Origin of the sequence: Duganella guangzhouensis (assembly GCF_009674535.1) — a bacterium.
GTDB classification, from domain to species: Bacteria; Pseudomonadota; Gammaproteobacteria; order Burkholderiales; family Burkholderiaceae_D; genus Rugamonas; species Rugamonas guangzhouensis.
Map to the genome: position 1 here is coordinate 17,326 of NZ_WKJK01000021.1, position 25,878 is coordinate 43,203.

Consider the following 25,878-nt stretch of genomic DNA (forward strand, 5'->3'; position numbering starts at 1 on the left):
TCAGAAACTGTAGCGCGCGCGCACGCCAAAGGTACGCGGCGGCTGGAATTGCAGCGTGTTGATCACGCTGGTGTAATTGCGCTGCGCGTTGGCCAGCACCACCTTGTCGGTCAGATTGTTGACGTAGCTCTGGAATTCCCAGCTGCTGCCATCGCGCCGATAGCTCAGCAGTGCGTTGACCGTGGTGTAGGCTGGCGAGCGGGTGTCCTGATCGTTAAACACCGTGTAGTAGAACGCGCCCGAGTATTTGGCTGACAGGCGCGCCATCAAGTCGCCGCCGGCAACGTCGAAGTTCTTTTGCACGCCGGCGGTCATCACGAATTTCGGCGCGTTCGGCAGCGCGTGGCCGCTGATGTCGCGACTCACCGCCGGGCTCGATCCTTCGGTGGCCGAGATGCCGCCGCCAAAGCGGGTGTTGAGCAAGGTGGTGTTGAGATCGAAGCGCGCCACTTCCGGCACGGTGGCCACCAGTTCGGTCTCCAGCCCTTTGATGGTGGCCTTGCCGATGTTGAACACACCGGTGCCGCTACTCAGCGCGTCCGAGAACTGGGACGCCTGATAGTTCTGGTAATTCTGATGGAACAGCGCCACGTTCAGCTTGATGCGGCGGTCCCACAAGCTGTTCTTGCTGCCGAATTCCAGTGCCTTCAGGGTCTCGGCGTCATACGGCACCGAGACGGCGCTGCCGTTGGAGTTGAAACCGCCCGATTTGTAGCCGGTGGCGTATTTCACGTACAGGAAATTCTGCGGCGTCAGCGTCCAGTCCAGGCCCAGCTGATAGGTCGGCTTGGATTCCTTCATCTGGCCATCACCGGCCGTGATGATGGCGGGCGCGCCGATGTACGGACTGACCAGTGCGCCCAGCAACAGGCGCGCCTGGCCGGTGCGCAGCTTTTCGTCACGCGAATAGCGGCCGCCAATGGTCAGCTTGAGGGCATCGGTCAGGCTCCAGCCCACTTGCGAGAACAAGCCCTGGGTCTTGGTCTTGATGACGTAGTCGAACTTGATGCCGTAGGTGTAGGCGTAATCGGTCGGCACGCCGGCGTCCATGGCCAGGTTGGCGACGCCGCTGTTGATCAGGTTGGTCTCGTGGAAGTAGAAATAGCCGGCCTGCCAGGTGACGCTGTTCTTCAACGGGGTCGAAATGCGGATTTCGTGGTTGCGCGTGTCTGGCGATTCGTTCTGGATGAACTGACGCGCGGCTGGGTAGCTCGGGCCGGTGGCGTCGGTTTCGTGGTGGTAGTCCTGACGGTCGATGCCGCCGGCGTAGGTCAGCGTCAAGTCCCATGGCAGGCGGTCGTAGCTGAATTCCCAGCGCAGGCGCTCGCCGTCCAGCTTGGTCGCGGTGGGCGCCCAGCCGGGGAAGGTCTTGGCGTCGCCGACCGGTGTCAGCACGCCCACCGGCGCCACCTTGGTGACGTCGCCGATGGCGTCGGTCTTGTCCTTCTGGTAGGACACCAGCCCCTGGAAACCGGCCACCGGCTGGAACGCGAACTGCAGACGGGCAGACTTGGTGCCCTCGTCATCGCCGCTGCCGTTAATGCCGCTCAGGTGGCGATACCCAGTGTGATGACGGTCGACGGCGGAGAAGCGCATCTGCACTTTGTCGCTGAGTGGCACGTTGACCGCGCCTTCCAGATTGACGGCGTTGTAATTGCCGACGTCGGTGCTCAGGTAGCCACCCAGCGTTTCGCCCGGCTTGGCGGTGATGATGTTAATCAGGCCGCCGGTAGAGTTACGTCCGAACAGCGTGCCCTGCGGGCCTTTCAGCACTTCCACCCGTTCGATGTCGTACATCGACGAGGCGATGCTGAACGAACGGTTGGTGAAGAAGCCGTCGCGCGCGATCGGCACCGCCGGGTCGCCGGTTTCGGTGGTGTCGGTCGAAGCCACGCCGCGCACCGCCACGTAGGCCGCGCCGGTCGAGCTGGTGACGTTGATGCTGGGGTCGATGGTTTGCAGCGCCTGCACATTGCTGACGCCGGCATCGGCCAGCGCCGTGCCCTTGTACACGTCCAGCGCCACGGCGGTGGTCTGGGCGTTGGAGCGGACGCGATTGGCGGTGACCACCACCACGTTCAGGTCGTTCTTGTCGGCGCTGTCGGCTTTCTGGGCGTCGGGCTGTGGCGCCAGCTGGGCAAAGGCGGATTGCGAGGACAGCAGCATGGCGCCGCTGGCCAACAGGCATTCCAGGATTCGTTTGTATTGCATGGTATCTCCAGTGTCGACCCGACTGAGCGGGCAATCTTTTTTTAGGTAGCGCCTTGAAACCGGCAGTCAGCGAAGACTAGAGCAGTTCACCTCCGTGCAGAAATCGTCCTTGCCGATGCTCACCTATTGGTTTTGCTGATGGGCCGCGTTTGCACAGCATGCCGCGCAGCCACTGGTGCGCCGGGTCGTGGTTGTTCGATGGATGCCACTGCATGGACTCGACGATGGGAGGAATCTCCACCGGCGGCGCCAGCACGCGGATCGGGTAATAGCGCGCCAGTTGCAGCGCCAGCTGGTGCTGCAGGGTGGCGATGCGACGGGTGCCGATGACAAACTGCGGCAGCAGGTTGAAGGCGGCGCACATCACCTCGATGCGGCGGTTCAGTCCTATGCTCTTGAAATACCATTCATCGAACGCAGATTGTTGATGCGAGCCGAACGAGGTGGCGACATGGCCTAGCCGCAGATAATCGACCTTGCTCAGCTGCGGCCCCACTTCGGTGTTGTCGTTGCAGACGATGCAGCTGAAGCGGTCGGTGAACAGCACTTCGGATGGATAACTGCGCGACAGGTAGCGCTCTGGCATCAGCAGCAGGTCGATCTCGCCGCGTTCCAGCTGCGCCAGCGAGCGCTCGTTGGGCGGCAGGATTTCCATGGTGATGAAGGGCGCTACCTGATTCAGCCGCAGCGCCAGATCGGTCAGCACCACCGAGCTGACGTAGTCCGAGGCCACCACGCGGAAATGACGGGTCGCGGACTCGGGACGGAACACCTCGGCCATGTCGACCGTCTGCTGGATCTTGAGCAGGATCTCGTGCACCGGCGCGCGCAACGATAGCGCCAGCGGGGTCGGCGCCATCTGACGGCCGGCTTGCACCAGCAGTTCGTCGTCGAAGTATTCGCGCAAGCGGGCCAGAATGCCGCTGGCGGCCGACTGACTCAGACACAATCGCCTGGCGGCGCGGGTGATGCTACATTCGGTCAATAGCACATCAAGCCCGATCAGCAGATTCAGATCGAGGCGGTTGAAGCGCATGCTCTGCACATTCATACAGGTCTCCCGGGTGCGGGAGCGCACCTCTTTGATTGGGAGACAGCATAGCGGCGCCGGGAATCGCCTCGCAGCTGATTCTGTGGATACGTCGGATTCAGAAAATCAATAGCGGCAACGTGGGAAATGCGCTAGGGCGCGAGGTCCATTACAATATGGGCACTAAATTTTTACGGAGAGAATGATGGAGTGCAAAGTCAGCTGGAACGGCCCATCGGGCATGAGCTTCCTGGCCCAAACGGGTTCCGGCCACCTGGTCAACATGGATGGCGCGCCCGAGGGCGGCGGTCACAACCTGGCGCCGCGTCCGATGGAAATGGTATTGCTCGGCACCGGCGGCTGCACCGCCTATGACGTCGTGCTGATCCTGAAAAAAGGCCGCGCCGACATTCGCGGCTGCGAATGCGTGCTGAAAGCCGATCGCGCCGACACCGAGCCGAAAGTATTTACCAAAATCAACTTCCACTTCGTGGTCACCGGCAAAGGTCTGAAGCCTGAGCAAGTGGAGCGCGCCATCACCCTGTCGCACGACAAATACTGCTCAGCATCGATCATGCTGGGCAAAACCGCCGAGATCACCCACTCGTTCGAGATCGTCGAAGTAGCTTAAGCCCTCAGACGTAGTAAGCCGTGCTGGTCATGACCTTGCCCATGGCGGACATGACTTTTTGTACTGGCAGCGGCATGGCGGCGGCGCCCAGGCGTTGGGCGGCGGCGCCGTGTTCGATTTCGTCGATGCGCATCTGGTCGACGATGGCGCGCGATTTGGCGTCCTGCGGCGGCAGCTTGTTCAGATGGCTTTCCAGGTGCGCTTCCACCTGACGCTCGGTTTCCACCACGAAGCCCAGGCTGCGCGGATCGCCCAGCAAGGCAGCCACCGTGCCCAGCGCGTACGAGCCGGCGTAAAACAGCGGATTCAGCACGCTGATGTGCGAGTTCAGCTCGCCCAGGCGCTGCGCGGTCCAAGCCAGATGGTCTTCTTCCTCACGGCTGGAATGCTCGAACTGTTCGCGGATCTGCTCGGTACGGGCGAAGCGCGCCTGCGAGTTGTACAGCGCTTGCGCGCACACCTCGCCCACATGGTTGACGCGCATCAGGCCGGCCGCGTGGCGGCGTTCCGCTTCACTCATTTCCGCATCGGCCGCGTGCACCGCCGGGTTGGCGCGCGAGGCCGTGGCCACGCCGGAAATGACGCGCAGCGCCTTGTCGGCGCCAGCGATGAATCGGTCCAATGGAGTGTGATGGTATGCAGCCATGAGGCAAACTCGCGTGTTCGGTGGAAAGTCCCATTATACGGGACCGGCTCCCGATTTTGCGTCAGCCTCCTCACGCAACTGCCGCTGCCGTTCGATGTAATCGGCCACCGGCCCGCGCACGTCGATCTTGGAAATATCCTTGGCCACGCCCAGGTTCAGCCCAAGCAGGAAGGGAATGTTTTCCACCGGAACCTCGGTACAGTATTGCTCGAAGGCTTGCAGGAAGCGTTTGGAATCGACCACCCGCACCACTTTCTCGCCACTCATGTATTGCAAGATGCTGGTAATGCTGTGGCCCTTGCCGATGCTCTGATAGATGAAGCGATTGAACTCGCGGTCCAGCTGCTTGAAGTCGATGGTTTCCTTGGTCATCAGGCCGGACAGGTAATACAGTCCCACCGTCACGCGGAAGAAACCGGTGGCCTCGTCGCGGCTGGTGCCGCTCTGCATCACTGCCAGTATTTTGTCCTTGAGTATGGGATTCATTTTTCGCTCAGCTCCTGTGCGCGACTATAGCAAGAGTTTTCTACACACAGTAGCTTGCGTGTCAGAATTTTTGCATGCTACTCTTGAAACTTTCAACCTTGGACAACCACGATGATCGAGGTAAGCGGCCTGGCCAAACGCTTTCGCCTGCCTAAGCGCGGCAGCAAAACCGCCATGGCGCGCGATCCCCGCGATCATGACGGCTGGTTCCACGCGGTGCGCGATGTCAGCTTCCGCTGCGCGCCCGGCGAGGTGCTGGGCCTGCTCGGCCCGAATGGCGCCGGCAAGACCACCACGCTGCGCCTGCTGTCGACCGCGCTGACGCCGGACGCCGGCAGCATCCACGCCAATGGCGTCGACTTGCTGGCCGATCCGCTGTTCGCGCGCCGCCACATCGGTTTTCTGTCCGGCTCCACCGGCCTGTACGGCCGCCTCACCGCGCGCGAAAACATCGAATACTTCGGCCGCCTGCACGGCATGACGCCGGCCCATCTGAAGCAGCGCTGCGACCATCTGTTCGAGCTGCTGCAAATGCACGAGTACGGTAACAAGCGGGCCGACCAGCTGTCCACCGGCATGAAGCAGAAATGCGCGATCGCCCGCACCGTGGTGCACGAGCCGCGCATTGTCATCCTCGACGAGCCGACCACCGGCCTCGACGTGATGTCGGCCAAGATCCTGCTGGATTTTATCGCCAGCTACAAGGCGCTGGGCGTGCCCTTGATTTTTTCCACCCACCATTTGCACGAGGTGGAAAAGCTGTGCGACCGCGTATGCGTCATCAACCACGGCAAGACCGCTTTCCACGGCAGCATGGACCAGCTGCGCCACCTCGGCGGCAGCGCCGATCTGTACGATGCCTTTGTCGGCCTCATCAACCAGGAAGGCTGAGCCATGTGGACCATCTACCTGAAGGAATTGCTGGAGCTGGTGCGCGACCGCCGCACCTTTTTCTTTACCGTGTTTATTCCGGTGTTTGCGATTCCGCTGATTTTCGCCGGCTTCGGCCTGCTGTCCTCCAGCATGTTCAAGCGCGCCAGCCAGGCCGACATGGCGTATGCCATCTTCGGCCAGCAATACGCGCCGCAGCTGGCCGCCCGCTTCGCGCAGGAGAAAGGCTTTCATGAAGTGAAGCTGGCCGGGCCGGAGCAGATCCGCGAGGCCATCGCCGACGACCGCATCAAGTTCGCGCTGGTGATTCCAGCCGGCCTGGATGAGCGGCTGGCGGCGCAGCAGCAAGGCGTGATCCAGCTGCACTACAACAGCGCCGCCACCGTCGACCTGACGCGCAAGCGGGTGCAGTCGGTGCTCGGCAGCGAAAACCGCGAGCTGCGCGAACATGTACTGTCCGCGCTCGGCCTCAGCAAGCATCAGCTGTCCTTCGCGCTGGATCCGATCACGCTGGAAGACCATTCCACCGCCGACAAGCGCCAGCAGATGGGCGCGCTGATCGGTGGCATGCTGCCCTATGTGCTGCTGATGGTGTGCCTGATGGCGGCCATGTACCCGGCCATCGACACCGGCGCCGGCGAAAAGGAACGTGGCACGCTGGAAACGCTGCTGCTGGCGCCGGTCTCGCGCACGGCGGTGGTATTGGCCAAGTTCCTGATGCTGTTCACCGTCGGCCTGACCTCGGCGCTGCTGATGGTCGCCAGCGTGGCCGCGCTGATCACCTTCGTCGGCCCGCTGATCGGCGGCGATCTGGTGCAGATGATGCGCGCCATCGGCCTGCTCGACCTGGCCATGGTGGCGCTGATGCTGGTGCCCATCGCCGCCATCTTCGCCGCCATCCTGCTGGCAATCTCGGTCTACGCCAAAAGTTACAAGGAAGCGGCTGGCCTGATCTCGCCGTTGATCGTCGTCACCATCCTGCCGACGCTGGTGGCGCTGCTGCCCGGCGTCGAGCTGAACTGGAAGTGGGCGCTGGTGCCGCTGACCAATGTGGCGCTGGCGATGAAGGAATTGGTGAAGGGAACCATGGACTACCGCATGTTTTCCGTGATATTAGTGTCAACAACGATCACTGCCGGCCTGTTGCTGGCCCTGTGCCGCTGGTGGTTCAGCCGCGAGCAGGTTTTGTTTAGGAATTGAATAAGTTGTCTATTCAACCAGCCATGCAGGCAACACCGCCTGTTCCGTCGATTCTGCACTCTGGCGCAGCATATTGCCGCCCATCGCAATGGCGCCCCCGCTATGGATCAAATTCAATACAATGCCATCATGTGAAAAGTGGTTTGTCGTGCAGAATCAGGAGTTAGCATGGAATTAAGCATCAGCAATTTGTCCAAGACCTACGCGAATGGCGTGGTGGCGCTGGACAATATCTCGCTCACCATCCCGACCGGGATGTTCGGCTTGCTCGGCCCCAACGGCGCCGGCAAGTCGACGCTGATGCGTACGCTGGCCACCTTGCAGGAATGCGACTCCGGCTCGGTCTTCTTTGGCGACATGGACGTGCTGGACGAAAAAGATGAAATCCGCCGCCTGCTGGGCTATTTGCCGCAGGACTTCGGCGTCTATCCGAAAGTGACCGCCTACGAAATGCTGGATCACTTCGCGGTGCTGAAAGGACTAAGCAACCGCCACCGCCGGCGCGAAGTGGTCGACGGCCTGTTGCAGCAAACCAATCTGTTCGAAGTGCGCCATCAGCGACTGGGCGGCTTCTCGGGCGGCATGCGGCAGCGTTTCGGCATCGCCCAGGCGCTGCTGGGCGACCCGAAACTGATCATCGTCGACGAGCCGACCGCCGGCCTCGACCCGCAGGAGCGGGTGCGCTTCCACAACCTGCTGTCCGACATTGGCGAAGACAAGACCGTGATCCTGTCGACCCACATCGTGTCCGACGTGGCCGACCTGTGCGCCAACATGGCCATCATCAACAAAGGCCATTTGCTGCTGTGCGGGCCGACGCAGGAACTGATCCACGAAGTCAGCGACAAGATCTGGGCCCGCTTCATCACCAAGAGCGACCTGCCCTCGTTCCAGCTGCGTCATCCAGTGATCTCGTCGCGCCTGCTGTCGGGCCGCACCCTGATCCACGTCTACAGCGACACCGATCCCGGCGATGGCTTCGAGGAAGCCATCGGCGATCTGGAGGATGTGTACTTCGCCACCATCGCCGGCCGCCATCGCGCCGCGAACAGCTGCGAGTAAGGCGGCATCATGTTAGCCATTGCCTCCTTTGAAGCGCGCCAGCGCCTCAAGCTGCTATCGACCTGGGTCTACTTTTTCGGTTTCCTGGCACTGACCATGCTGTGGATGGCCGCCGCCGGCGGCTTCTTCAAGGGCGCCTCGATCGTGTTCGGCAGCCAGCTGATCGACTCGCCGCGCTCGCTGATGTTCACCACCAGCTTCATCGGCTCGCTGGGCGTGATCGTGATCGCCGCCATGATGGGGCGCTCGGTGCAGCAGGACTTCGAGTACGACATGCAGCACTTCTTCTTCAGTGCGCCGATCAAGAAACACCAGTATATGTTCGGCCGCTTCCTCGGCGCCTACTTCACGCTGGCGGTGATCTTCACCAGCATCCTGCTCGGTGCCTGGCTGGGCAGCTTCATCCCCGGCATCGATCCCGAGCGGCTGGCGCATCCGCCGCTGCTGGCGTATGTGATGCCGTATCTGATCGTGATCCTGCCCAACATCTTCATCTTCGGCGCCGTGTTCTTCATCCTGGCCGCGCTGACGCGGCGCATGCTGCCGGTGTATATCTCCAGCGTGGTCATGCTGATCGGCTACCTGGTGGCGCCGGGCCTGGCGCGCGACCTCGACTTCAAAACCTTCGCCGCCCTGATCGACCCGTTCGGCACCACCGCCGTGATGCGCCTGACCGAGTACTGGCCCATCGTCGAACGCAACACCCGCATGCTGTGGCCGGAAGGCGTGTACCTGCTGAACCGCGTGATCTGGGCCTCGGCCGCGCTGGCCGGCCTGCTGGTCGGTTACTGGCGCTTCCACTTCATCGCCACCAGCGACAGCGGCCACAGCAAGCACGCCAGCACCGGCGAAGGCGAAGTGCCGCAACATCTGTCGCAAGCCTCCATCAACACCCAGGAAACGCCCGACTTCAAGGCGCGCAGCCTGGGCTGGCTGCTGGTGCGCATGAGCTGGCTGAACCTGCGCGAAACCACCAAGAATATCTACTTCCTGGTGATCGTGCTGGCCGGCGTGTTGATGATGTTCGCCTCCTGCCTGGACCTGGGCTCGCTGTACGGCACCAATACCTATCCGGTCACCTACCAGGTGCTGGAAGTGATCAGCGAAACCTTCGCCCTGTTCATGATGGTGATCACCACCTTCTACGCCGGCGAGCTGATCTGGCGCGAGCGCGAGGCCCACATGGGGCAGATGCTGGACGCGCTGCCGGTACCGAGCTGGCTGCCGCTGCTGTCCAAGCTGTTCGCGCTGATCGGCCTGCAAGCGCTGCTGATGGCCATCATCATGCTGACCGGCATGGCGGTACAGGTTTTCCAGGGTTACTTCATGCTGGAGCCGGGGCTGTATCTGCGCCATCTGTTCCTGGTGCTGCTGCCCGGCTATGCGCTGACGGCGGTGCTGGCGATCGCGCTGCAAGTGCTGCTGAACCAGCGCTACATCGCCTACTTCGCGATGATCGTCTACTACATCATCAGCGTCACGGCCAGTTCGGTGGGGCTGGAAAACCCCATGCTCATCTACGGCAATATGCCGACCATCATCTACTCGGCGATGAACGGCTATGGCCACTTCCTGCTGCGCGAGCGCTGGTTCGAAGCCTACTGGGGCGGCGCGGCGCTGCTGCTGGTGGTGCTGTCGCTGCTGTTCTGGGCGCGCGGCACCAACGATGGCTGGCGCCAGCGCCTGCAACTGGCGCGCCACGCGCTGACGGTGCCGGTGCTGAGCACCATCGCCATCGGCCTGCTGATCTTCCTCGGTGCCGGCGGCGTGCTGTTCTACAACCAGCACATCGCCAACTGCTACAAATCGAACTACCACAAGGAAACGGACAAGGCCGACTACGAACGCAAGTACAAGCAATACGCCGTAATCCCGCAGCCGCGCATCACCGATGTGCAACTGGGTGTCGACATGTGGCCGGAGCAGCGCACGCTGGTCATCAAGGGCCGCTACACGCTGCAGAACAAAACCGCGCAGCCGGTCAGCGACATCATCGTCTCGCAGGACAACAACGTGGCGCAATACCGCGTGCGCTTCGGCCAGGAAGTACGCAACGGCCTGCAGGACAGCGAGCTCGGCTTCTACAGCTACAAGCTGAGCAAGCCACTGGCGCCGGGCGCGCAGCTCAGCATGGACTTTGAAATCCGCTACGCGCCGCAGGGCATCCTCGGCATCGGCCAGGACACGCCGGTGATCGCCAACGGCACCTTCTTCAACAACGGCATCATGCCGCACATCGGTTACCAGCAGGACTGGGAGCTGAACGACGCCAGCGACCGCAAGAAACACCAACTGGCGGCGCGCGAGCGCATGCTGCCGCGTAACGATGCCGGCGGCCTGACCAACAACTTCGCCGCCAACGACGCCGACTGGATTTCGTTCGACACCACCATCAGTACCAGCGCCGACCAGACCGCGATCGCACCGGGCACGCTGGTCAAGGACTGGAGCAGCAAGGGCCGCCGCTACTTCCACTACAAGATGGAGCAGCCGATACTGAATATGTACGCCTTCCAGTCGGCGCGCTACCTGGTCAAGCGCGACTGGTGGCAAGACGTCGGCATCGAGCTGTACTACCATCCCGGCCATGAGTACAACCTGGATCGCATGGACAAGGGCATCAAGGAATCGCTGGATTACTACACCAGGAATTTCGGGCCGTACCAGCACAAACTGGTACGCATCGTCGAATTCCCGCGTTACGCGCAGTTTGCGCAATCGTATCCGAACACCATACCGTACTCGGAATCGGTGGGCTTCATCGCCAAGGTCAACGACAAGAATCCGAAGGACATCGACTACCCGTTCTACATCACCGCACATGAAGTGGCGCACCAGTGGTGGGGCCACCAGCTAGTGGGCGGCAACACGCGCGGCAGCTCGGTACTGAGCGAAACGCTGGCCGAATACTCGGCCTTGATGGTGATGAAGAAAAACTTCGGCGCCAGCAAAATGCGCCGCTTCCTGCACTACGACCTGGAGCAATATCTGATCGGCCGCGCGCTGGAGCGCAAAAAAGAACTGCCGCTGGCGGAGAATGAAAACCAGAACTACATCCAGTACCGCAAGGGCAGCCTGGCGATGTACCAGTTGCAGGATATTCTGGGCGAAGCCAAGGTCAACGGCGCGCTGAAGGAATTGCTGACGCAGTATGGCCGCAAGTCCGGCCCGTATCCGGGCGTGGATGTGCTGGTGGAAGCGCTGCGCAAGATCACGCCGGCGGACCAGGCGTATCTGATTGACGACCTGTTCAACTACATCGTGCTGTACGAAAACCATGCGACCTCAGCGACCGCGCGCAAGCTCAGTGATGGCAAATACGAAGTCAGCTTCGTAGTCAGCGCCGCCAAAGTGCGCGCCGGCGAACAGGGCGAAGAAAAAGACGTCGCGCTAAAGGACTGGATCGACATCGGCGTCGACGACAAGGACGGCAACCCACTGCTGCGCGAACGCAAACTGATCGAGCAAAAAGACAACCGCTACACCGTGATCGTCAATGGCCGTCCAGCCAAGGCCGGCATCGACCCCGACAACAAACTCATCGACCGCAAGCCCGACGACAACATGATCAACGTCGAATTGCAAACGCAGTAACCTCCGGGGTCAGGTCCATCATTTCTACACGAGCTCAACCGCTGTGCGGTTGAGCTCGTGTAGAAATGATGGACCTGACCCCGGATTTACGCGGCGAGGCGCAGGTGGTTGGATTGGGCTTCGTGCAGCTTGAATACGGCGACGGTGGCGGTCAGGGTGTCGGCCTGGTCGTGCAGCGCGGCGGCGGCTGCGGCGGCTTGTTCCACCAGCGCGGCGTTCTGCTGCGTTACCTGATCCATCTGGCCGATGGCTTGGTTGACTTGTTCGATGCCGCTGCTCTGCTCCTGCGTGGCGGAGCTGATTTCGCCCATGATGTCGGTCACGCGTTGAATGCTTTCCACTACTTCGCTCATGGTGCTGCCGGCCTGCGATACCAGCGCGCTGCCGGCATCCACCTTCAGCAGCGAATCGTCAATCAGCCCTTTGATTTCCTTGGCCGCTGCCGCGCTGCGTTGCGCCAGGTTGCGCACTTCCGACGCCACCACCGCGAAGCCGCGTCCTTGCTCGCCGGCGCGCGCCGCTTCCACTGCAGCATTCAGGGCCAGGATGTTGGTCTGGAAGGCGATGCCGTCGATCACGCTGATGATGTCGGCAATCTTGCGCGAGGAACCGGTGATCGCTTCCATCGTGCTGACCACGTCCGACACCACGCCGCCGCCGCGCTGCGCCACTTCCGACGCCCGCACCGCCAGTTGGTTGGCCTGGCGCGCATTGTCGGCGTTTTGCTTGACGGTGGCGGTCAGTTCTTCCATCGACGAGGCGGTCTCTTCGAGGCTGGATGCCTGCTGCTCGGTGCGGCTCGACAAGTCCAGATTGCCGGCGGCGATCTGGCTCGATGCGGTCGAGATGCTTTCCGTGCCGTTGCGCACCTGGGTCACGATGTCGATCAGGCCATCATTCATTTTTTGCAGCGATTGCAGCAGACGGCCGGTTTCGTCCGAGCTGCTGACTTCAATGTGCGAGGTCAAATCGCGGTGGGCCACCGCCTCGGCGATCTCCAGCGCCTGGCTCAGCGGCACGGTGATGCCGCGCGTCAGCCGCCACGCGCTGACCACGCCGAGCGCCAGCACCGCCAGCCCGAAGCCGATCATGAAGGCGCGGTTGCTTTCGTACAGCGATTCGATGTGCCCGGCCTGGTTATCCATGTTCTTGCGCTGATGCTCCAGCAGTCCGCCCAGCGCCGCCAGGTAAGCCTTGCCGTTGGGCGTGAAGCGCTGTTCCAGTTCTTCGGCCGCCTCGTCCAGCTTGCCGTCTTTTTTGAGCGCCACGATCTTGTCGCGCGAGGCCACGTATTGCTTGCGGGCCGCCATCATGTCGCTGAACATGGCTTTTTCCTCGTCGCCTTCCAGCAAGGCTTCGACCTTTTGCTGCAGGACGTTGATCTCGGCGGTGGACTGTTTGGTGTCGTCGGCAAAGAACGGTCCCAGCGACGGGTCCGAACTCTTGGAGATGGCCGAGGTGCGGCGCACGCTGGTGTGGATCAGCCGGTACCAGTCGCTGATCATGCGTTCCTTCGCCAGCGGCTGCTGCATCATGTCGCGGGTGGCGGTCGCTACCGAGTGCATGTGACGGATGCCAATCAGCGTCATCAAGATCATCAACGCCAACACCAAACCAAAGCCCGCCGCCAGGCGCGTGCCAATTGTGAAGTTTTTCATGAGTTGTGTGCCCCTGCAGGCAGTTGGAAAGAAAGAAGCGCTACGACGATTGAAACTACGATTCAGGCAGTAGAAGATTGATTGCCAAAAAGAACCAATAGTTTATCACAGCAAATTATTTGCTGCTGAAGGGATTCAGGCGGTGGTGGACAGGCTGCTGACCAGACCGAGGTTGTAGGAGCTGGAAATGACAGTGCTGGCGAGGCTGGGGTTGGCTTTCAGCAGATCCGCCCAGTTGGCGGATGCCTGCTCGGTCAGGCCGCTGACCGTGCCGGTGCCGGTGTAGATGCCGGAACTGGAGGTGCTGCTGGACAGCGACGAGACGATGGCCTGATCCTGCGTATCCTGCGCGGTGCTGGAGGTGTCGCTGCCGGATTCCGGAGTGGCGATGGTGTCGCTGGCCACACCGGCCTGTTGCAGAGTATTCAACAAACCGCTCGGCGTGTACACCGTGGCGCTGCTGGAACCGCCCAACGCGGCCACCACGGCCGATTGCGTCGACAACGACACTGCCTGCGACGTCAACGCTGCGGTTGAAGTCGTCTGGCCGACGGTCGGCACATAGGCCTGATACGTCGAGCTGGAGGTGGCGGAGGTCACGGAGGTGGTCATGGTGCCTTAAATATAGTCACTCATGCGGTTGAATGCAAGCAATAAAAAGCCGCACAGCCTGAAACTGTGCGGCTTTTGTCGGAGTGACAATCAGATTTTGCCGGCTTCGTGCTCGTGCTTGAGCTTGTCTTCCTCGCGGGCGATCTGGGCTTCGTGCTTGTCGACGCGGTGGCGGGCGATGACTTTTTTATCATGTTTAATCGCCTGCTTTTGCTGCTGCATCGCGTGCTGCTCGTCGTGGCGGGCCTGATCCAGCTGCTTGGCCTGAACCACGTCGCCTTTCTTCAGTGCCTGATGTTCGGCATGGGCCAGCGCTTTGGTTTCCTGGTGTTCGGCTTGCAGCTGTTGTTTGCCGGCGGCCACCTCACCCTTTTTGACCGCGATCACAGCATTGTCGTGCTTGATCTCGCGGCTGTCCTGGGCCACTGGATTCTGCGCGAAAGCTGCGGCGCTGATCATCGAAAACAGGGCGCTCATCATCAGGGTTTTGGTTTTCATGACAGTGTTCCTTTTCTTGGGTTGGCAGAGCGCTGTTCATCAGTGCTCTTGTGCATACAACGCGCCCGCCCCACGCGCCGACGACCACATTTCCGTAAGAAAAGTTACCAGTTGTATCCCATCAAATAACGCAGCGTGCGCGCGCAGCAGCTTTCCAAAGCGATCGTCGGCAATACGCACTTCGATCTGAGTCAGCGGTTCGTGTTTCAGATAGAGGTCACAGCATGCTGTCGCAGCAAGCCAAGCGGTCCCGCCAAGCCCACCTGCACAATCAGTTTGCGATGGCTACCCAGCGAATGTCCGAATAGTAGTACGGCCGCGGTCATCGCAAGAAACAGGTACAAAGCAGTCCAGCTGAAGGTCATGCTGCGCGCTGTTCGTCACCGCCATGCCTCACCTGTGAAGTAGCTGTTCGTACACCTGCAAATCGGCTGCGGAGAAGCAGCAGAAGATGACTTCGCCTTCGAACTGAGACGCCGCCACCGTGGCGATGGCTATCTCCGCCGCCAGTTGAATCGGATAGCCGTAGATGCCGGTGCTGATGCTGGGGAAGGCGATGCTGCGCACGCCGTTGGCCACCGCCAGCTCCAGCGCGCGCCGGTAGCAAGAGGCCAGTAATTCCGGCTCGCGCTCGGTACCGCCGCGCCACACTGGGCCGACGGTGTGGATCACGTAGCGCGCAGGCAGACGATAGCCCTTGGTGATCTTGGCGTCGCCGGTATGGCAACCGCCCAGCAGCCGGCACTCGTGCACCAGCTCCGGCCCGGCCGCGCGGTGGATCGCGCCATCAACGCCGCCACCGCCCAGCAAGGAAGAATTAGCCGCATTGACGATGGCATCCACCGCCAGCGTGGTGATATTGGATTGAACCGCTCGCATCATAAAAAACGGGACACTCGCGTGTCCCGTCCTCATCATTTACTCCGCAGTGGCGGCAGCTTTTTTAGGCGCTGCTTTCTTTGCGGCTGGTTTCTTGGCTGCCGGTTTCTTGACCGCCGCCGGCTTCTTCACCGCTGCGGCCTTTTTCACCGGTGCTTTCTTTTCCTCGTCCGCACCGTCGTCAGCCGCTGCCGCCTTGCCTTTGGCGGCGGCGCCCGGCTTGGCCTTGCGCTCTTCAAACTCGAAGCTGATCTTGCCGTCTTTGCCCTTCACCAGGAAAGCCTTGAACGGACGACGCGTGCGCTGCGAGATAAAGCCCGGCAGCAGATCGGTCTTGCCGTCGTTCAGCAGCTTGGCCATCTGCTCCGGCAGAATCTCCTGCTGCAGAATGATGCGGCCGCTGCGGAAATCGCAAGTCTTCGGTTTGGCGACGCTGTGTTCGCAAACATAGGCCAGGCCCATTTCGTACACGCCACCGTTGCACTTCGGGCACGGACCCAGCGGCGTTTGCTCGCTGAAGTCCACCGGTTCTGAATCCTCGGACTCGTCGTTCTGGCCAAAGTCGAACTCCAGCTTGAAGTTGCTGATGTCCTCATCGCGCACGATGCGCAGAATCGCGGCAAATGGACGGCCCATCTTGGAGCGGAAGCCTTGCAGCGGGCCGATGGTACGGTCGCGCAGCAGCTGTTCCACTTCCTCGATTTCAAACTGGCGGCCGCCCGGCGTTTTGCTCATCGAGAATTCGCACTTGGTGCAGGCGAAGCGACGGTAGTTTTCCTTGACCACGCTGCCGCAATTCGGGCATGGCGCCACCAGCGTGTGGTAGTCACCCGGAATCGTGTCGTTGCTGTATTCCTTGGCGCGCTTGACGATCACCTGCGTCATCTGGGCGATTTCGCGCATGAACTCGTCACGCGAGATCTTGCCCTTTTCCATCTGCGACAGCTTGTATTCCCACTCGCCGGTCAGCTCGGGCGCAGTCAGTTCGTTGACGCCCAGGCCGCGCAGCAGCGTCATCAGCTGGAACGCTTTGGCGGTCGGCATCAGCTCGCGGCCTTCGCGCAGCAGATACTTTTCGCTGATCAAACCTTCGATGGTGGCGGCGCGCGTGGCTGGCGTGCCCAGGCCTTTGCCGGCCATGGCGTCGCGCAGCTCGTCATCTTCCACCAGCTTGCCGGCGCCTTCCATGGCGGACAACAGCGTCGCCTCGGTGTAGCGTGCCGGCGGCTTGGTCACCAAGCCGTTGGCGTCAACGCGGTCGGTCAGCACCTTCTCGCCCTTGGCGACCGGCACCAGGTTCTTGTTGCTGCCACCTTCTTTTTCCTTGTCGTCGCCATCGGCTTCCTTGCCGTAGATCGCCAGCCAGCCCGGATTGGTCATGACCTTGCCTTCGGTTTTGAAGGTGTGGCCCGACACTTCGGTAAAGCGGGTGGTGACCTGGAACTCGGCGGCGGGGAAGAACACCGCCATGAAACGGCGCGTCACCAGGTCGTACAGCTTCTGCTCCGGCTCGGACAGGTTCTTCGGCGCGATCGGGGTCGGAATGATCGCGAAGTGATCCGAGATCTTGCTGTTGTCGAAGATGCGCTTGTTCGGCTTGACCCAGCCCTTGTCCAGAATCTGCTTGGCGAACTGGTGGTAGTTATTGTTTTCCTTGACCGAGTCCAGCGTCTGCTTGACGGTGTCCAGATAGTCTTCCGGCAGATGGCGCGAATCGGTACGCGGGTAGGTCAGCACCTTGTGCTTCTCGTACAGCGCTTGCGCCAGACCCAAGATGTTCTTGGCCGAGAAACCGAAGCGCGAGTTGGCCTCACGCTGCAGGCTGGTCAGGTCGAACAGGCCCGGCGCCATCGAGGTGGTCGGCTTGGATTCTTCGGTGACATTGCCCTGCTTGCCACGCACGGCCAGCGCGATGGAGTCGGCCGCAGCCTTGCTCCACAGGCGCTCGGCTCGCTTCTCCGGATCGTTCTCGTCCTTCTTGAACTTGGTGTCCAGCCAGCGGCCTTCGTAGACGCCGGCGGCGCAGACGAATTCGGCGCGCACTTCCCAGTAATCGCGCGGCACGAACTTTTTGATCTTTTCTTCGCGCTCGACCACGATCGACAGCGTTGGCGTCTGCACCCGGCCGACGGTGGTCAGGTAGAAGCCGCCCTCCTTCGAGTTGAAGGCGGTCATGGCGCGGGTACCGTTGATGCCGATCAGCCAGTCGGCTTCCGAGCGGCAGCGCGCGGCGTCGGCCAGCGGCATCATGTCGTCGTCGGTGCGCAGCTGCGTGAAGCCGTCGCGGATCGCGGCTGGCGTCATCGACTGCAGCCACAGCCGCTTGACCGGCTGCTTGGCCTTGGCGTTCTGCGCGATCAGGCGGAAGATCAGTTCTCCTTCGCGGCCCGCGTCACATGCGTTAATCAGGGTGGTAACGTCTTTTCGCTTGATGAGCTTGTTCAGCACCTTGAGGCGGGCTTCCGTCTTGGCGATCGGGTTCAGCGCGAAGTACGGCGGGATCATCGGCAGATGGGCGAAGCTCCATTTGCCGCGTTTGACGTCGTATTCTTCGGGAACCGCGATTTCCAGCAGGTGGCCGACGGCGGAGGACAACACGTACTCGTCGGATTCAAAGTACTCATCGTGCTTGGTAAAGCCGCCAAGCGTCTTCGCGATGTCATTCGCGACAGACGGCTTCTCGGCGATGATGAGGGTTTTACTCATATTTTAGTATCTCGTTTTTAACACTTCAGGGGGACAGCCTGCGCATGATACATGGATCGGCTGGCGATCTGCACATTTCTGTCACAGTATTGTCAAAGCGCAAATAATAAGCGGATTGCCGACAGCTCGGCAAGCGCACGCCACCGGGAGGCCGATTATGCCGTGTTTTGTTGCTTAAAGGGAATTTTTCTGGGACTTTAATGCAACAGGCGGGGAGCCTGGTCTTCGTCCGAGCCAAACAAATCATCGAACATCAGCGCGTCCGGCTCCTTGCCTTGGCTCCAGAGCAACATCAACACGATGATTTTCAACTTGCCCAGCGACACCGGCACTTCATCCAGCGCCAACGCGCGCTCAATCACGATCTCGCGTTGCAACGGCGACAACACCTTGGCCGATTCCAGGAACTGGATGAAACCGATGGCGGTGGGGCCCAGCACGTCGACTTCCTGGTCCACATAGAAACGGGTGCCGGTGGACGCGGCGGTCAGCGAGTGCTCGACCTCGGCCATGGCGGTCAGGTCGGTCAGCCATACCAGCGCCTCGGAGATCTCGACGTCGTCAAAACCGACAGCCGACAGCTTCTTGGCCAATGCCGCCGGTTCCGGGCAGGCATCGGGACGGTAATAAGTCTCGTAGAGATAAACAAGGACGTCGAACATGGCTCTACTCTATCAGTTAAAACGAATCCGCGACAAGTGTTGTTCAAGCCCGCAGCCGTTGAAACATGCCGCCCGGCAAGCGTTCCAGCAATCCGGCCAGCTCCAGCGCCAGCAATTGCCCCTGCAGTTCGCCGGCGGATTGGTTTAAATGCAAGGCCAGCACCTCGGCCTGGACCGGATCGTCGCCCATCGCCTGCAGCACGCGGTCGACGAAACTGTCGTCCAGCCCCGGCCGCGTCAGCGCGCCGCCGCCCGCCGCCAGTTGCAGATCGGCCAAGATATCCGCCGCGCTTTCCACCAGCCGGGCGCCCTCCCGTATCATCTGGTGGCAGCCTTTGGACAGTGTCGCATGAATCGAGCCGGGGACGGCGTACACCTCGCGCCCCTGCGCCAGCGCCAACCGGGCGGTGATCAGCGAACCGGACTGGGCGGCCGCCTCCACCACCAGCACGCCACGCGCCAGCCCGCTGATGATGCGATTACGGCGCGGAAAATTGTCGCGCGAGGGCGAGGTGCCGAGCAGGTATTCGCTCACCAGGCAGCCCTCTTCGGCGATGCGGCGCGCCAGCGCGCCATTGCGGGCGGGATAGATGCGGTCGATGCCGGTGCCCAGCACGGCGATGGTACTGCCCGGACCATTCAGGCCGCCGGTGTGGGCGGCCGCATCGATGCCCAGCGCCAGCCCGGAGACGATGGTGACGCCGGCCTCGGACAAGGCCTGCGCCAGCTGCTCGGCATTGATCACCCCCTGGCGGCTGGCGTTGCGCGAGCCCACCACCGCCACCGAGCGCTGCGGCAGCAACTCGGCGCGGCCTTTGACGTACAGCAGCAACGGCGGCGCCGCGATATTGCGTAAATATTCAGGGTAATCGGGCTGGCCCCAGAACAGCAGGCGATGTCCCTGCTGTTGCAGCCAGGCTTGCAGCGCGTCCAGCTGCGCCGTCAATTCGGGCGCCGGTGCGGCCAGCAGAGCGTCGGCCTGGCGCGGCCGGGTCAGCAACGGCAGCAGCTCGGCGTGGCTGGCGGCAAAGATGCGCGCCGGCGTGCCGAAATGGTCCAGCAGCCGATGCGCGGTCAGCAGGCCGACACCGTCGGTCAGCAACAACCGCAGCCAGTCCGCCAGCACTGGCTCGGAAACATCGATGGGGGGATCCGTGGCTTGCACGGCGCGGCCTACTCCGGCGACTTGGCGACATCGCCTATCTGCACCGGCGCTGTCACCTGCATGATCAAGCCGTAGGACACCTGCTTGAACGTGCGGAAGATAAACAAGCTACCCACTTCCTCGTCCGGCAGCTTGACCTGCTGCTCGCGCCCGAACCAGCTTTTCTTGGCCGTGGAATCGCTGACAGTCTGTCCGGTATGGTACAGCTGCAGCACGGTGCCGACATCGAGTCCGTCAAGCTTTCCGCGATTAATGCTGACGATCTGGTGCTGGCCGGCGTGGGTGACGCCGCCATAGATCCCGGCCACGCGCGCATCGACCGGCTGCGCCGGCGGATGTGGCACGTAATTCTGCATCGGCGTTGGCGGCACCGCGCGCAGCTGGTCGCCCTTGCCCATTTCCTGCGCTGCGGTGGAGACCGTAAAGGTATGCACATCACTGCCGGAGCCGGGCTTGGCCTCGGCCTGCAGTTTCAGCGTGCCGAGGAAGGCCGCTTCATAGCCGATCACTTTCTGCGTGACCGGGTCCTTCAGCGGCTGTCCTGGGCGGAACACCTGGAACGCCGTGTTGCCATGCAAATCACCACGCACATAGGCCTTGTCGCCCTGGCCGAGGAACACCCGGCTCTCCTGCGTGGCGATGATGCGCGGCGCCGTTTTCATTTCATCCTCGTCGACGATCAACGGCTGGGTCAGGAACGGTTCGATCACGCCGGGCGGTATCGACGGCACCGCATCGGCGCCGACGCCGTCGCTGCGCACGCGCGGGCCGAGGCGTTGGCTGGCGGGATCGTTGGCGCCGCTGTTGGCGGCAATCGGCGTGCCCAGCCGCAGACGGCCGGCGTTGCGGTCGAACCAGATGATCTGGCCCGGATAAATCCAGTGCGGGTTGGCGATTTCGTCGCGGTTCATGCCCCAGACAGTGGGCCAGCACCACGGTTTTTGCAGGAAAGTGCCGGAAATATCCCACAAGGTGTCGCCCTTGACCACCACGTGCTGGTCGGGAGCGTCAGGCCGGAACTCGCATTTGATGGGTTCTGCCGCAGTCGCCGAAGCGGCGACAAAAAGGGCAGCCCATGCTAAGCGGGGACCGACTGTGCTAAAATTTTTCATTAATAGGTCCAGTAAGTGCGCCGCAGGCACACGGCAGCAGAGCAGTAAAGCTTGCCAAATTGAATCAAATTCTGCCCATAAAACCCTGAACTAGCAAGCGAAACCGCGCTCCGCGCCAGCCGCATGGCGGTCGTCTGTTAGCAAGGCATCCACATAGTTTTCACTTAGTTATTAGTACCCATGGCTATCCTAAATATTCTGCGTTACCCTGACCCGCGCCTGCATAAAGTGGCGCAGCCGGTCGCCGTGTTCGACGAGCGTCTGGCCCAGCTGGTCGCCGACATGGCCGAGACCATGTACGACGCGCCCGGCATCGGCCTGGCGGCAACGCAGGTGGACGTGCACGAGCAAGTCATCGTGATCGACACCACCGAAGACAAGAGCGCGCTGGTCGCTTACATCAACCCGGAAATCCTGTGGTCCAGCGACGACAAACAGGTGTACGACGAAGGCTGCCTGTCGGTGCCGGGCGTCTACGACGGCGTCGAGCGTCCATCCAAAGTCAAGGTGCGCGCCTACGACGTCAAGGGCCAGCCGTTTGAAGTCGAGGCCGATGGCCTGCTGGCGGTCTGCATTCAGCACGAGATGGATCACCTGCTGGGCAAGGTATTCGTTGAATACCTGTCGCCGCTGAAGCGCAACCGCATCAAGACCAAGCTGCAGAAGGAAGAGCGCGGTGCGCAGCGCGAAGCCCAGTTGCGCGCCCAGGGCCGTCGTTACTAAGCATGAAAGTCATCTTCGCCGGTACGCCGGAATTTGCCGCCGTGGCCCTGCAAGCATTGCATGAGGCCGGTTTTGAGATCCCGCTGGTGCTGACTCAGCCGGATCGTCCCGCCGGTCGTGGCATGCACTTGCAGCCATCGGCCGTCAAGCAATACGCCGTCTCCAAGGGCATTGAAGTGCTGCAGCCGCTGTCGCTGCGCATGGACAGCAAGGACCCGCAACGCGCCGAGGAAGCCAAGGCCGCCCATCAGCGCCTGCTGTCGACGCCGTACGACGTGATGGTGGTGGCGGCCTACGGCCTGATCCTGCCGCGCGACACGCTGGACATCAAGCCCTGCCTCAACATCCACGGTTCGCTGCTGCCGCGCTGGCGCGGCGCCGCCCCGATCCATCGCGCGATTGAAGCAGGCGACGCCGAAACCGGCATCACCATCATGGAGATGGAAGAAGGTCTGGATACCGGCCCGATGCTGCTGATCGAAAAAGTGGCGATCGAAGACAGCGACACCACCGGCAGCCTGCACGACAAGCTGGCCGCGCTGGGCGGCAAGATGATCGTCGAGGCGCTCAACAAGATGCGGCATGGCCAGCTGGAAGCGGTGGTACAGCCTGAGGAAGGCGTCAATTACGCGTCCAAGATCAGCAAGGAAGAAGCGGCGCTCGATTTCACGCAATCGGCGCAGGAAATCAGCCGCAAGATCCGCGCCTTCAATCCCTTCCCTGGCGCGCATGGCAACGTCAACGGCACCATCGTCAAGCTGTGGGGCGCCGAAGTGCTGGCCGAAGACAGCAAAGCACCGGCCGGCACGGTGCTGGCGGCCGATGCGCAACACGGCATCGTGATCGCCTGCGGCAGCGGCACCTTGCGCCTGACCTCGCTGCAAAAACCGGGCGGCAAGCGCCTGCCCGCAGCCGAGTTCATCAAAGGCTTCCCTCTGGAAGGCCAGCGCTTCGGCTGAAAAAAGGCCGTCGTCAGCACGGTCTCAACATATTCGCTATGATATTCCGTCGCCGCGCCCGCCAGGGTCGCGGCCTTATTATCTTAGGGAGTATGCATATGACCGCAGTAATCGATAAGTTGAACTGGCGCTACGCCACCAAAAAATTCGACGACGCCAAAAAGCTGGACGACGCCACGCTGGAACGCATCCTGGAAGCGGTGCGCCTGGCGCCGACCTCCAGCGGCCTGCAGCCGTTTGAAATTCTGGTGGTGAAGAATCCGGAACTGCGCGCCAAAATCCGCGAAGTGGGCTGGAACCAGTCGCAAATCACCGAAGCCTCGCACCTGCTGGTGTTCGCCGCGTGGGACAACATCACGCCGGAACGCATCGACTTCATGTTCGACCTGACCAATGAAGTGCGCGGTTTCGTCAACGAAGGCTGGGAAGCCTATCGCAAGCAACTGCAAGGCATCGTGGCCGCGCGCGGTGACGCCGCCAACTTCGACGCCGCCGCCCGCCAAGCTTACATCGCGCTGGGCGTGGCGCTGGTCGCCGCCGCCTTCGAAGGCGTGGATGCAACGCCGATGGAAGGCTTCGATCCAGCCGCCGTCGACCAAATCCTGTCGCTGAAAGAGCGCAATCTGCGCAGCGTGGTGATCCTGCCGCTGGGCTACCGTCAGCCGGAAGGCGACTGGCTGGTCGATCTGAAAAAAGTGCGTCGCCCACGCGACAAGTTCATCAGCGAAATCTAATCGCTGAGTGACACTACCCGGTCGCCGTCGGCCGGTACACAGCCGTCGGCGACCGGGGTCCAGCCGCGATGGATGACGATTTGCTTGTCATCGTGGCAGACCTCGACGCGCTCGCTTTGCGGAAAGCGGGCGCGCACAAATTCCTCCAGCGTGCTTGGCAGGCTGATCTGCAGCCTGAGCGCGGCGCGGTCCGCGTCCGGATGATCGTCCAGATGCAGCAGCGGCACGAAGTGCGACGCCAGCATCAAGAAACGCGAGCCGACTTCGACCGGCTGCGGCGCATAGTCCGCCGTACGCAACCAGGCTTGCGCGCGCTCGCGCAAATCCGCGCCATCGGCCAGATCGCCCCAGCCGGCGGCCAGCATCTCCACCAGCCATTGATTGCAGTTCTGATAGCGCAGCCCGTAGGCATAGGCGTTGGCGCTGTATTGCGCGCCTAGCAGATGCAGCGCGCGCGAACTGTCCAGCAAGGCCGGCCGCAGCGCCAGCACCGCCTGCGGCGGCAGCTTCACGATGCTGAGGTAGCCCAGCGCCGGATCGTCGGTGCCCATGGCAAAGCCAGCCAGTCCCTGGTCGTAGATGCGCGGCCGGCGTTCGTCACAGGAATAATAGAGTTGGCGCGCCGCCCACACGCCCTGCTCCGAGCGCCAGGCCAGTGCCGCGTGCGAGTAACGGATGTGGAAGCGCGACAGGTCAAGGCCGGAGCGACTGACCAGCGTCACACTGTCCGCGCTGCCGCCGAGCTCCTCGCGCAGCACGGCGGCGAAGCGCAGCAGACGGTCTTGCTCGGCGGCGCTGAGATCGTGCGTGCGGTCGCAGAAACCGCCCGAGGATGCCTGCGCGGCGCCGGCCGCCGCGAATGCCAGCCAGCAGCCCAGCGCCAGCGCGCGCAGTCGCTTCAAAGGCTCAGCGGACGCGACGCCAGTTCGTCATGCCATTCATCGGCCAGCACCAGATAGACCGGCTGGCGATTATCGGCACGGCCGAACTCGATGCCGTAGACGCGGTTGTGCGCATACATCGCGTCACCCACGGCCAGGCGCTGCTTGTCGAACGTGGTCTGCGGCAGATCGAGCACGATGCGCTGTTCGGGCGTATCGCCCTGCATGGTGACGCGAGTACGGTCATCGTGGCCGGGCGTGGCGGCGATCTGGATGATGCGGTAATCGCCATCGGCCACGCGGTTGTTGCGATTCGAGCTATTGCTGGAGCCGGTCAGCGAATCCGACACGCTGCCGCTGGACGCCGAACCGGCGCTGGATGCCGACGAGGCAAAGCTCTCGGCCTGCGCGAACATGGCCAGGCTCATCAAGCCAGCCGTGGCCAGCAGACGCAAAGACAATGGCAATTTCATCTACACTACCTCAACTGCGTAAAAAGACGAGTATAAAGGAGATCGCCATGACCGCACCTGAAATCGCCTGCTGGTTCGACTTTGCCAGCAACTACAGCTATCTGAGCGTGCTGCGGCTGGCGCGGCAGAAGGACGTGATCGTGCGCTGGAAGCCGTTCCTGCTCGGTCCGATCTTCGCGGCGCAGGGCTGGAACAATTCGCCGTTCGTGCTGCAGAAGGACAAGGGCGATTATGTGTGGCAGGACATGCCGCGTGAATGCGTCAAATATGGACTGCCGTGGCGGCAGCCATCCGAATTTCCGCGCCGTTCGCTGCTGGCGGCGCGGGTGGCCTTGCTGGGCGAGCATCAGCCGTGGATGGCCGAATTTTGCGCCCGCGTCATGCTGGCCAATTTCGAGCATGACGAAGACATCGGCAATGCCGACGTGATCGCCGCCATCCTCACCAGCATCGGCCTGGACGCGCCGGCGCTGCTGGCCGCCGCCCAGTCCGACGACAACAAAGCCCGCCTGCGCGCCCGCAGCGAAGAAGCCGCCGCGCTCCACCTGTTCGGCGCCCCCACCTTCTTCGTCGGCGCCGAAATGTACTGGGGCAACGACCGCCTAAGCGACGCCCTGTCCCGCGCCACTCGGGGCTGACTTGGCCTGATGATCTGCGATGTATGCGCGCAATATCTGACTAATCAGCTCGGAAGAGGCCGGCACATGCTCTTTGAACCATTCGTAGACATCTCTGTCCACGATCACGGAGCTTTTCTGCACCAACGCCTCACGTTTTTTGGCATGTGCGAAAAAATCATCCCCTAACTCAGGAATGTCACTGAAATCAATACCCTCGTTCATATCGCCTCTCCTCAAGCAAAGATGCTTTTCTCGCCGAGATAATCCGCACAGTGTCATCTCGAAATTCATGGCCGCTCCATTTCAGTATAGAGCGCGACGGGACGCGCACTGTTGGATGGTGCGCGCTGCCGGGGCGGTAGCCGTTGAGGTAGATCAGTCGAGCAAAACAGCAGATTGTTGCGGCAATGCCGCTGTTGGCTGAAGCATATTCAGGGATGCCGTA

The 25,878-nt window shown here is 61.9% G+C and carries 24 protein-coding genes; 9 read left to right on the forward strand and 15 right to left on the reverse strand.

What is annotated here, in order from left to right; translation table 11 throughout:
* Both GJ699_RS28565 and GJ699_RS28570 read right to left on the reverse strand, forming a co-directional pair.
* On the reverse strand, window positions 1-2,211 hold the full coding sequence (locus GJ699_RS28565) for a TonB-dependent receptor (RefSeq protein WP_154382828.1): 2,211 nt from the start codon (window positions 2,209-2,211) through the stop codon (window positions 1-3).
* 76 nt (window positions 2,212-2,287) lie between these two features.
* On the reverse strand, window positions 2,288-3,262 hold the full coding sequence (locus GJ699_RS28570; RefSeq protein ID WP_229262349.1) for a LysR family transcriptional regulator: 975 nt from the start codon (window positions 3,260-3,262) through the stop codon (window positions 2,288-2,290).
* A 184-nt stretch (window positions 3,263-3,446) separates the two neighbouring features.
* Here GJ699_RS28570 and GJ699_RS28575 point away from each other — a divergent pair, with 184 nt between their 5' ends.
* Window positions 3,447-3,872 (forward strand): OsmC family protein, encoded by a 426-nt coding sequence (locus GJ699_RS28575; protein ID WP_154382902.1) that lies wholly within the window; start codon window positions 3,447-3,449, stop codon window positions 3,870-3,872.
* Window positions 3,873-3,876: 4 nt separating this feature from the next.
* Here GJ699_RS28575 and coq7 read toward each other — a convergent pair whose 3' ends face one another.
* Both coq7 and GJ699_RS28585 read right to left on the reverse strand, forming a co-directional pair.
* Window positions 3,877-4,518 (reverse strand): 2-polyprenyl-3-methyl-6-methoxy-1,4-benzoquinone monooxygenase, encoded by a 642-nt coding sequence (gene coq7, locus GJ699_RS28580; RefSeq protein WP_154382829.1) that lies wholly within the window; start codon window positions 4,516-4,518, stop codon window positions 3,877-3,879.
* A 33-nt stretch (window positions 4,519-4,551) separates the two neighbouring features.
* Window positions 4,552-5,004 (reverse strand): hypothetical protein, encoded by a 453-nt coding sequence (locus tag GJ699_RS28585; RefSeq protein WP_154382830.1) that lies wholly within the window; start codon window positions 5,002-5,004, stop codon window positions 4,552-4,554.
* A gap of 111 nt (window positions 5,005-5,115) precedes the next feature.
* Between GJ699_RS28585 and GJ699_RS28590 the strand changes: the two genes are divergently transcribed.
* The 4 genes from GJ699_RS28590 (at window position 5,116) to GJ699_RS28605 (ending at window position 11,751) form a co-directional block, all read left to right on the forward strand.
* The gene (locus tag GJ699_RS28590; RefSeq protein ID WP_154382831.1) at window positions 5,116-5,895 is read left to right on the forward strand and encodes an ABC transporter ATP-binding protein; all 780 of its coding nucleotides are present in this window, start codon (window positions 5,116-5,118) and stop codon (window positions 5,893-5,895) included.
* Window positions 5,896-5,898: 3 nt separating this feature from the next.
* Window positions 5,899-7,095 (forward strand): ABC transporter permease, encoded by a 1,197-nt coding sequence (locus GJ699_RS28595; protein WP_154382832.1) that lies wholly within the window; start codon window positions 5,899-5,901, stop codon window positions 7,093-7,095.
* A 168-nt stretch (window positions 7,096-7,263) separates the two neighbouring features.
* On the forward strand, window positions 7,264-8,157 hold the full coding sequence (locus GJ699_RS28600) for an ABC transporter ATP-binding protein (RefSeq protein WP_154382833.1): 894 nt from the start codon (window positions 7,264-7,266) through the stop codon (window positions 8,155-8,157).
* 9 nt (window positions 8,158-8,166) lie between these two features.
* Window positions 8,167-11,751, forward strand: a complete 3,585-nt coding sequence (locus GJ699_RS28605) for an ABC transporter permease/M1 family aminopeptidase (protein ID WP_154382834.1) — start codon at window positions 8,167-8,169, stop codon at window positions 11,749-11,751.
* Between the two features lie 86 nt (window positions 11,752-11,837).
* Here GJ699_RS28605 and GJ699_RS28610 read toward each other — a convergent pair whose 3' ends face one another.
* The 8 genes from GJ699_RS28610 to GJ699_RS28645 form a co-directional block, all read right to left on the reverse strand.
* Window positions 11,838-13,409 (reverse strand): methyl-accepting chemotaxis protein, encoded by a 1,572-nt coding sequence (locus GJ699_RS28610; RefSeq protein ID WP_154382835.1) that lies wholly within the window; start codon window positions 13,407-13,409, stop codon window positions 11,838-11,840.
* A 135-nt stretch (window positions 13,410-13,544) separates the two neighbouring features.
* Window positions 13,545-14,021 (reverse strand): hypothetical protein, encoded by a 477-nt coding sequence (locus GJ699_RS28615; protein WP_154382836.1) that lies wholly within the window; start codon window positions 14,019-14,021, stop codon window positions 13,545-13,547.
* A gap of 90 nt (window positions 14,022-14,111) precedes the next feature.
* Window positions 14,112-14,519, reverse strand: a complete 408-nt coding sequence (locus tag GJ699_RS28620) for a hypothetical protein (protein WP_154382837.1) — start codon at window positions 14,517-14,519, stop codon at window positions 14,112-14,114.
* A 393-nt stretch (window positions 14,520-14,912) separates the two neighbouring features.
* Window positions 14,913-15,401, reverse strand: coding sequence for an O-acetyl-ADP-ribose deacetylase (locus tag GJ699_RS28625; RefSeq protein WP_154382838.1), 489 nt, complete (start codon window positions 15,399-15,401; stop codon window positions 14,913-14,915).
* A 36-nt stretch (window positions 15,402-15,437) separates the two neighbouring features.
* Window positions 15,438-18,104, reverse strand: a complete 2,667-nt coding sequence (locus tag GJ699_RS28630; RefSeq protein WP_154382839.1) for a DNA topoisomerase III — start codon at window positions 18,102-18,104, stop codon at window positions 15,438-15,440.
* Window positions 18,105-18,301: 197 nt separating this feature from the next.
* Entirely contained in the window at window positions 18,302-18,766 is a 465-nt protein-coding gene (locus tag GJ699_RS28635) for a Smg family protein (RefSeq protein ID WP_154382840.1), read from the reverse strand.
* A gap of 43 nt (window positions 18,767-18,809) precedes the next feature.
* Window positions 18,810-19,931: a DNA-processing protein DprA gene (dprA, locus tag GJ699_RS28640; RefSeq protein WP_371867700.1), complete on the reverse strand. Its 1,122-nt coding sequence runs from the start codon at window positions 19,929-19,931 to the stop codon at window positions 18,810-18,812.
* Between the two features lie 8 nt (window positions 19,932-19,939).
* Window positions 19,940-21,043: a LysM peptidoglycan-binding domain-containing protein gene (locus GJ699_RS28645; protein WP_154382841.1), complete on the reverse strand. Its 1,104-nt coding sequence runs from the start codon at window positions 21,041-21,043 to the stop codon at window positions 19,940-19,942.
* Window positions 21,044-21,223: 180 nt separating this feature from the next.
* Between GJ699_RS28645 and def the strand changes: the two genes are divergently transcribed.
* The 3 genes from def to GJ699_RS28660 all read left to right on the forward strand — a co-directional run bounded on the left by def (window position 21,224) and on the right by GJ699_RS28660 (window position 23,459).
* Complete coding sequence (gene def, locus GJ699_RS28650; protein WP_154382842.1) at window positions 21,224-21,766, forward strand: peptide deformylase; 543 nt, start codon at window positions 21,224-21,226, stop codon at window positions 21,764-21,766.
* A 2-nt stretch (window positions 21,767-21,768) separates the two neighbouring features.
* Window positions 21,769-22,725, forward strand: a complete 957-nt coding sequence (gene fmt / locus GJ699_RS28655; RefSeq protein WP_154382843.1) for a methionyl-tRNA formyltransferase — start codon at window positions 21,769-21,771, stop codon at window positions 22,723-22,725.
* Window positions 22,726-22,823: 98 nt separating this feature from the next.
* Window positions 22,824-23,459, forward strand: a complete 636-nt coding sequence (locus GJ699_RS28660) for an NAD(P)H-dependent oxidoreductase (protein ID WP_154382844.1) — start codon at window positions 22,824-22,826, stop codon at window positions 23,457-23,459.
* Here the strand turns inward: GJ699_RS28660 and GJ699_RS28665 are convergent.
* Both GJ699_RS28665 and GJ699_RS28670 read right to left on the reverse strand, forming a co-directional pair.
* The gene (locus GJ699_RS28665; RefSeq protein ID WP_154382845.1) at window positions 23,456-24,361 is read right to left on the reverse strand and encodes a DUF2145 domain-containing protein; all 906 of its coding nucleotides are present in this window, start codon (window positions 24,359-24,361) and stop codon (window positions 23,456-23,458) included. The genes GJ699_RS28660 and GJ699_RS28665 overlap by 4 nt on opposite strands.
* Window positions 24,358-24,813, reverse strand: a complete 456-nt coding sequence (locus GJ699_RS28670) for a hypothetical protein (RefSeq protein WP_154382846.1) — start codon at window positions 24,811-24,813, stop codon at window positions 24,358-24,360. The genes GJ699_RS28665 and GJ699_RS28670 overlap by 4 nt, the downstream gene beginning before the upstream one ends.
* Before the next feature lie 47 nt (window positions 24,814-24,860).
* Here GJ699_RS28670 and GJ699_RS28675 point away from each other — a divergent pair, with 47 nt between their 5' ends.
* Entirely contained in the window at window positions 24,861-25,451 is a 591-nt protein-coding gene (locus GJ699_RS28675) for a 2-hydroxychromene-2-carboxylate isomerase (RefSeq protein ID WP_154382847.1), read from the forward strand.
* On the opposite strand, the gene GJ699_RS28680 is transcribed toward GJ699_RS28675, so the two are convergent.
* Window positions 25,416-25,724, reverse strand: coding sequence for a hypothetical protein (locus tag GJ699_RS28680; protein WP_154382848.1), 309 nt, complete (start codon window positions 25,722-25,724; stop codon window positions 25,416-25,418). The genes GJ699_RS28675 and GJ699_RS28680 overlap by 36 nt on opposite strands.
* Window positions 25,725-25,878 lie beyond the last annotated feature (154 nt).

Coding starts and splice junctions, on each gene's coding strand:
- GJ699_RS28565 (WP_154382828.1), bottom strand. CDS start 2,211: ATGCAATACAAACGAATCCTGGAATGCCTGTTGGCCAGCGGCGCCATG.
- GJ699_RS28570 (WP_229262349.1), bottom strand. CDS start 3,262: ATGAATGTGCAGAGCATGCGCTTCAACCGCCTCGATCTGAATCTGCTG.
- GJ699_RS28575 (WP_154382902.1), top strand. CDS start 3,447: ATGGAGTGCAAAGTCAGCTGGAACGGCCCATCGGGCATGAGCTTCCTG.
- coq7 (WP_154382829.1), bottom strand. CDS start 4,518: ATGGCTGCATACCATCACACTCCATTGGACCGATTCATCGCTGGCGCC.
- GJ699_RS28585 (WP_154382830.1), bottom strand. CDS start 5,004: ATGAATCCCATACTCAAGGACAAAATACTGGCAGTGATGCAGAGCGGC.
- GJ699_RS28590 (WP_154382831.1), top strand. CDS start 5,116: ATGATCGAGGTAAGCGGCCTGGCCAAACGCTTTCGCCTGCCTAAGCGC.
- GJ699_RS28595 (WP_154382832.1), top strand. CDS start 5,899: ATGTGGACCATCTACCTGAAGGAATTGCTGGAGCTGGTGCGCGACCGC.
- GJ699_RS28600 (WP_154382833.1), top strand. CDS start 7,264: ATGGAATTAAGCATCAGCAATTTGTCCAAGACCTACGCGAATGGCGTG.
- GJ699_RS28605 (WP_154382834.1), top strand. CDS start 8,167: ATGTTAGCCATTGCCTCCTTTGAAGCGCGCCAGCGCCTCAAGCTGCTA.
- GJ699_RS28610 (WP_154382835.1), bottom strand. CDS start 13,409: ATGAAAAACTTCACAATTGGCACGCGCCTGGCGGCGGGCTTTGGTTTG.
- GJ699_RS28615 (WP_154382836.1), bottom strand. CDS start 14,021: ATGACCACCTCCGTGACCTCCGCCACCTCCAGCTCGACGTATCAGGCC.
- GJ699_RS28620 (WP_154382837.1), bottom strand. CDS start 14,519: ATGAAAACCAAAACCCTGATGATGAGCGCCCTGTTTTCGATGATCAGC.
- GJ699_RS28625 (WP_154382838.1), bottom strand. CDS start 15,401: ATGATGCGAGCGGTTCAATCCAATATCACCACGCTGGCGGTGGATGCC.
- GJ699_RS28630 (WP_154382839.1), bottom strand. CDS start 18,104: ATGAGTAAAACCCTCATCATCGCCGAGAAGCCGTCTGTCGCGAATGAC.
- GJ699_RS28635 (WP_154382840.1), bottom strand. CDS start 18,766: ATGTTCGACGTCCTTGTTTATCTCTACGAGACTTATTACCGTCCCGAT.
- GJ699_RS28645 (WP_154382841.1), bottom strand. CDS start 21,043: ATGAAAAATTTTAGCACAGTCGGTCCCCGCTTAGCATGGGCTGCCCTT.
- def (WP_154382842.1), top strand. CDS start 21,224: ATGGCTATCCTAAATATTCTGCGTTACCCTGACCCGCGCCTGCATAAA.
- fmt (WP_154382843.1), top strand. CDS start 21,769: ATGAAAGTCATCTTCGCCGGTACGCCGGAATTTGCCGCCGTGGCCCTG.
- GJ699_RS28660 (WP_154382844.1), top strand. CDS start 22,824: ATGACCGCAGTAATCGATAAGTTGAACTGGCGCTACGCCACCAAAAAA.
- GJ699_RS28670 (WP_154382846.1), bottom strand. CDS start 24,813: ATGAAATTGCCATTGTCTTTGCGTCTGCTGGCCACGGCTGGCTTGATG.
- GJ699_RS28675 (WP_154382847.1), top strand. CDS start 24,861: ATGACCGCACCTGAAATCGCCTGCTGGTTCGACTTTGCCAGCAACTAC.
- GJ699_RS28680 (WP_154382848.1), bottom strand. CDS start 25,724: ATGAATTTCGAGATGACACTGTGCGGATTATCTCGGCGAGAAAAGCAT.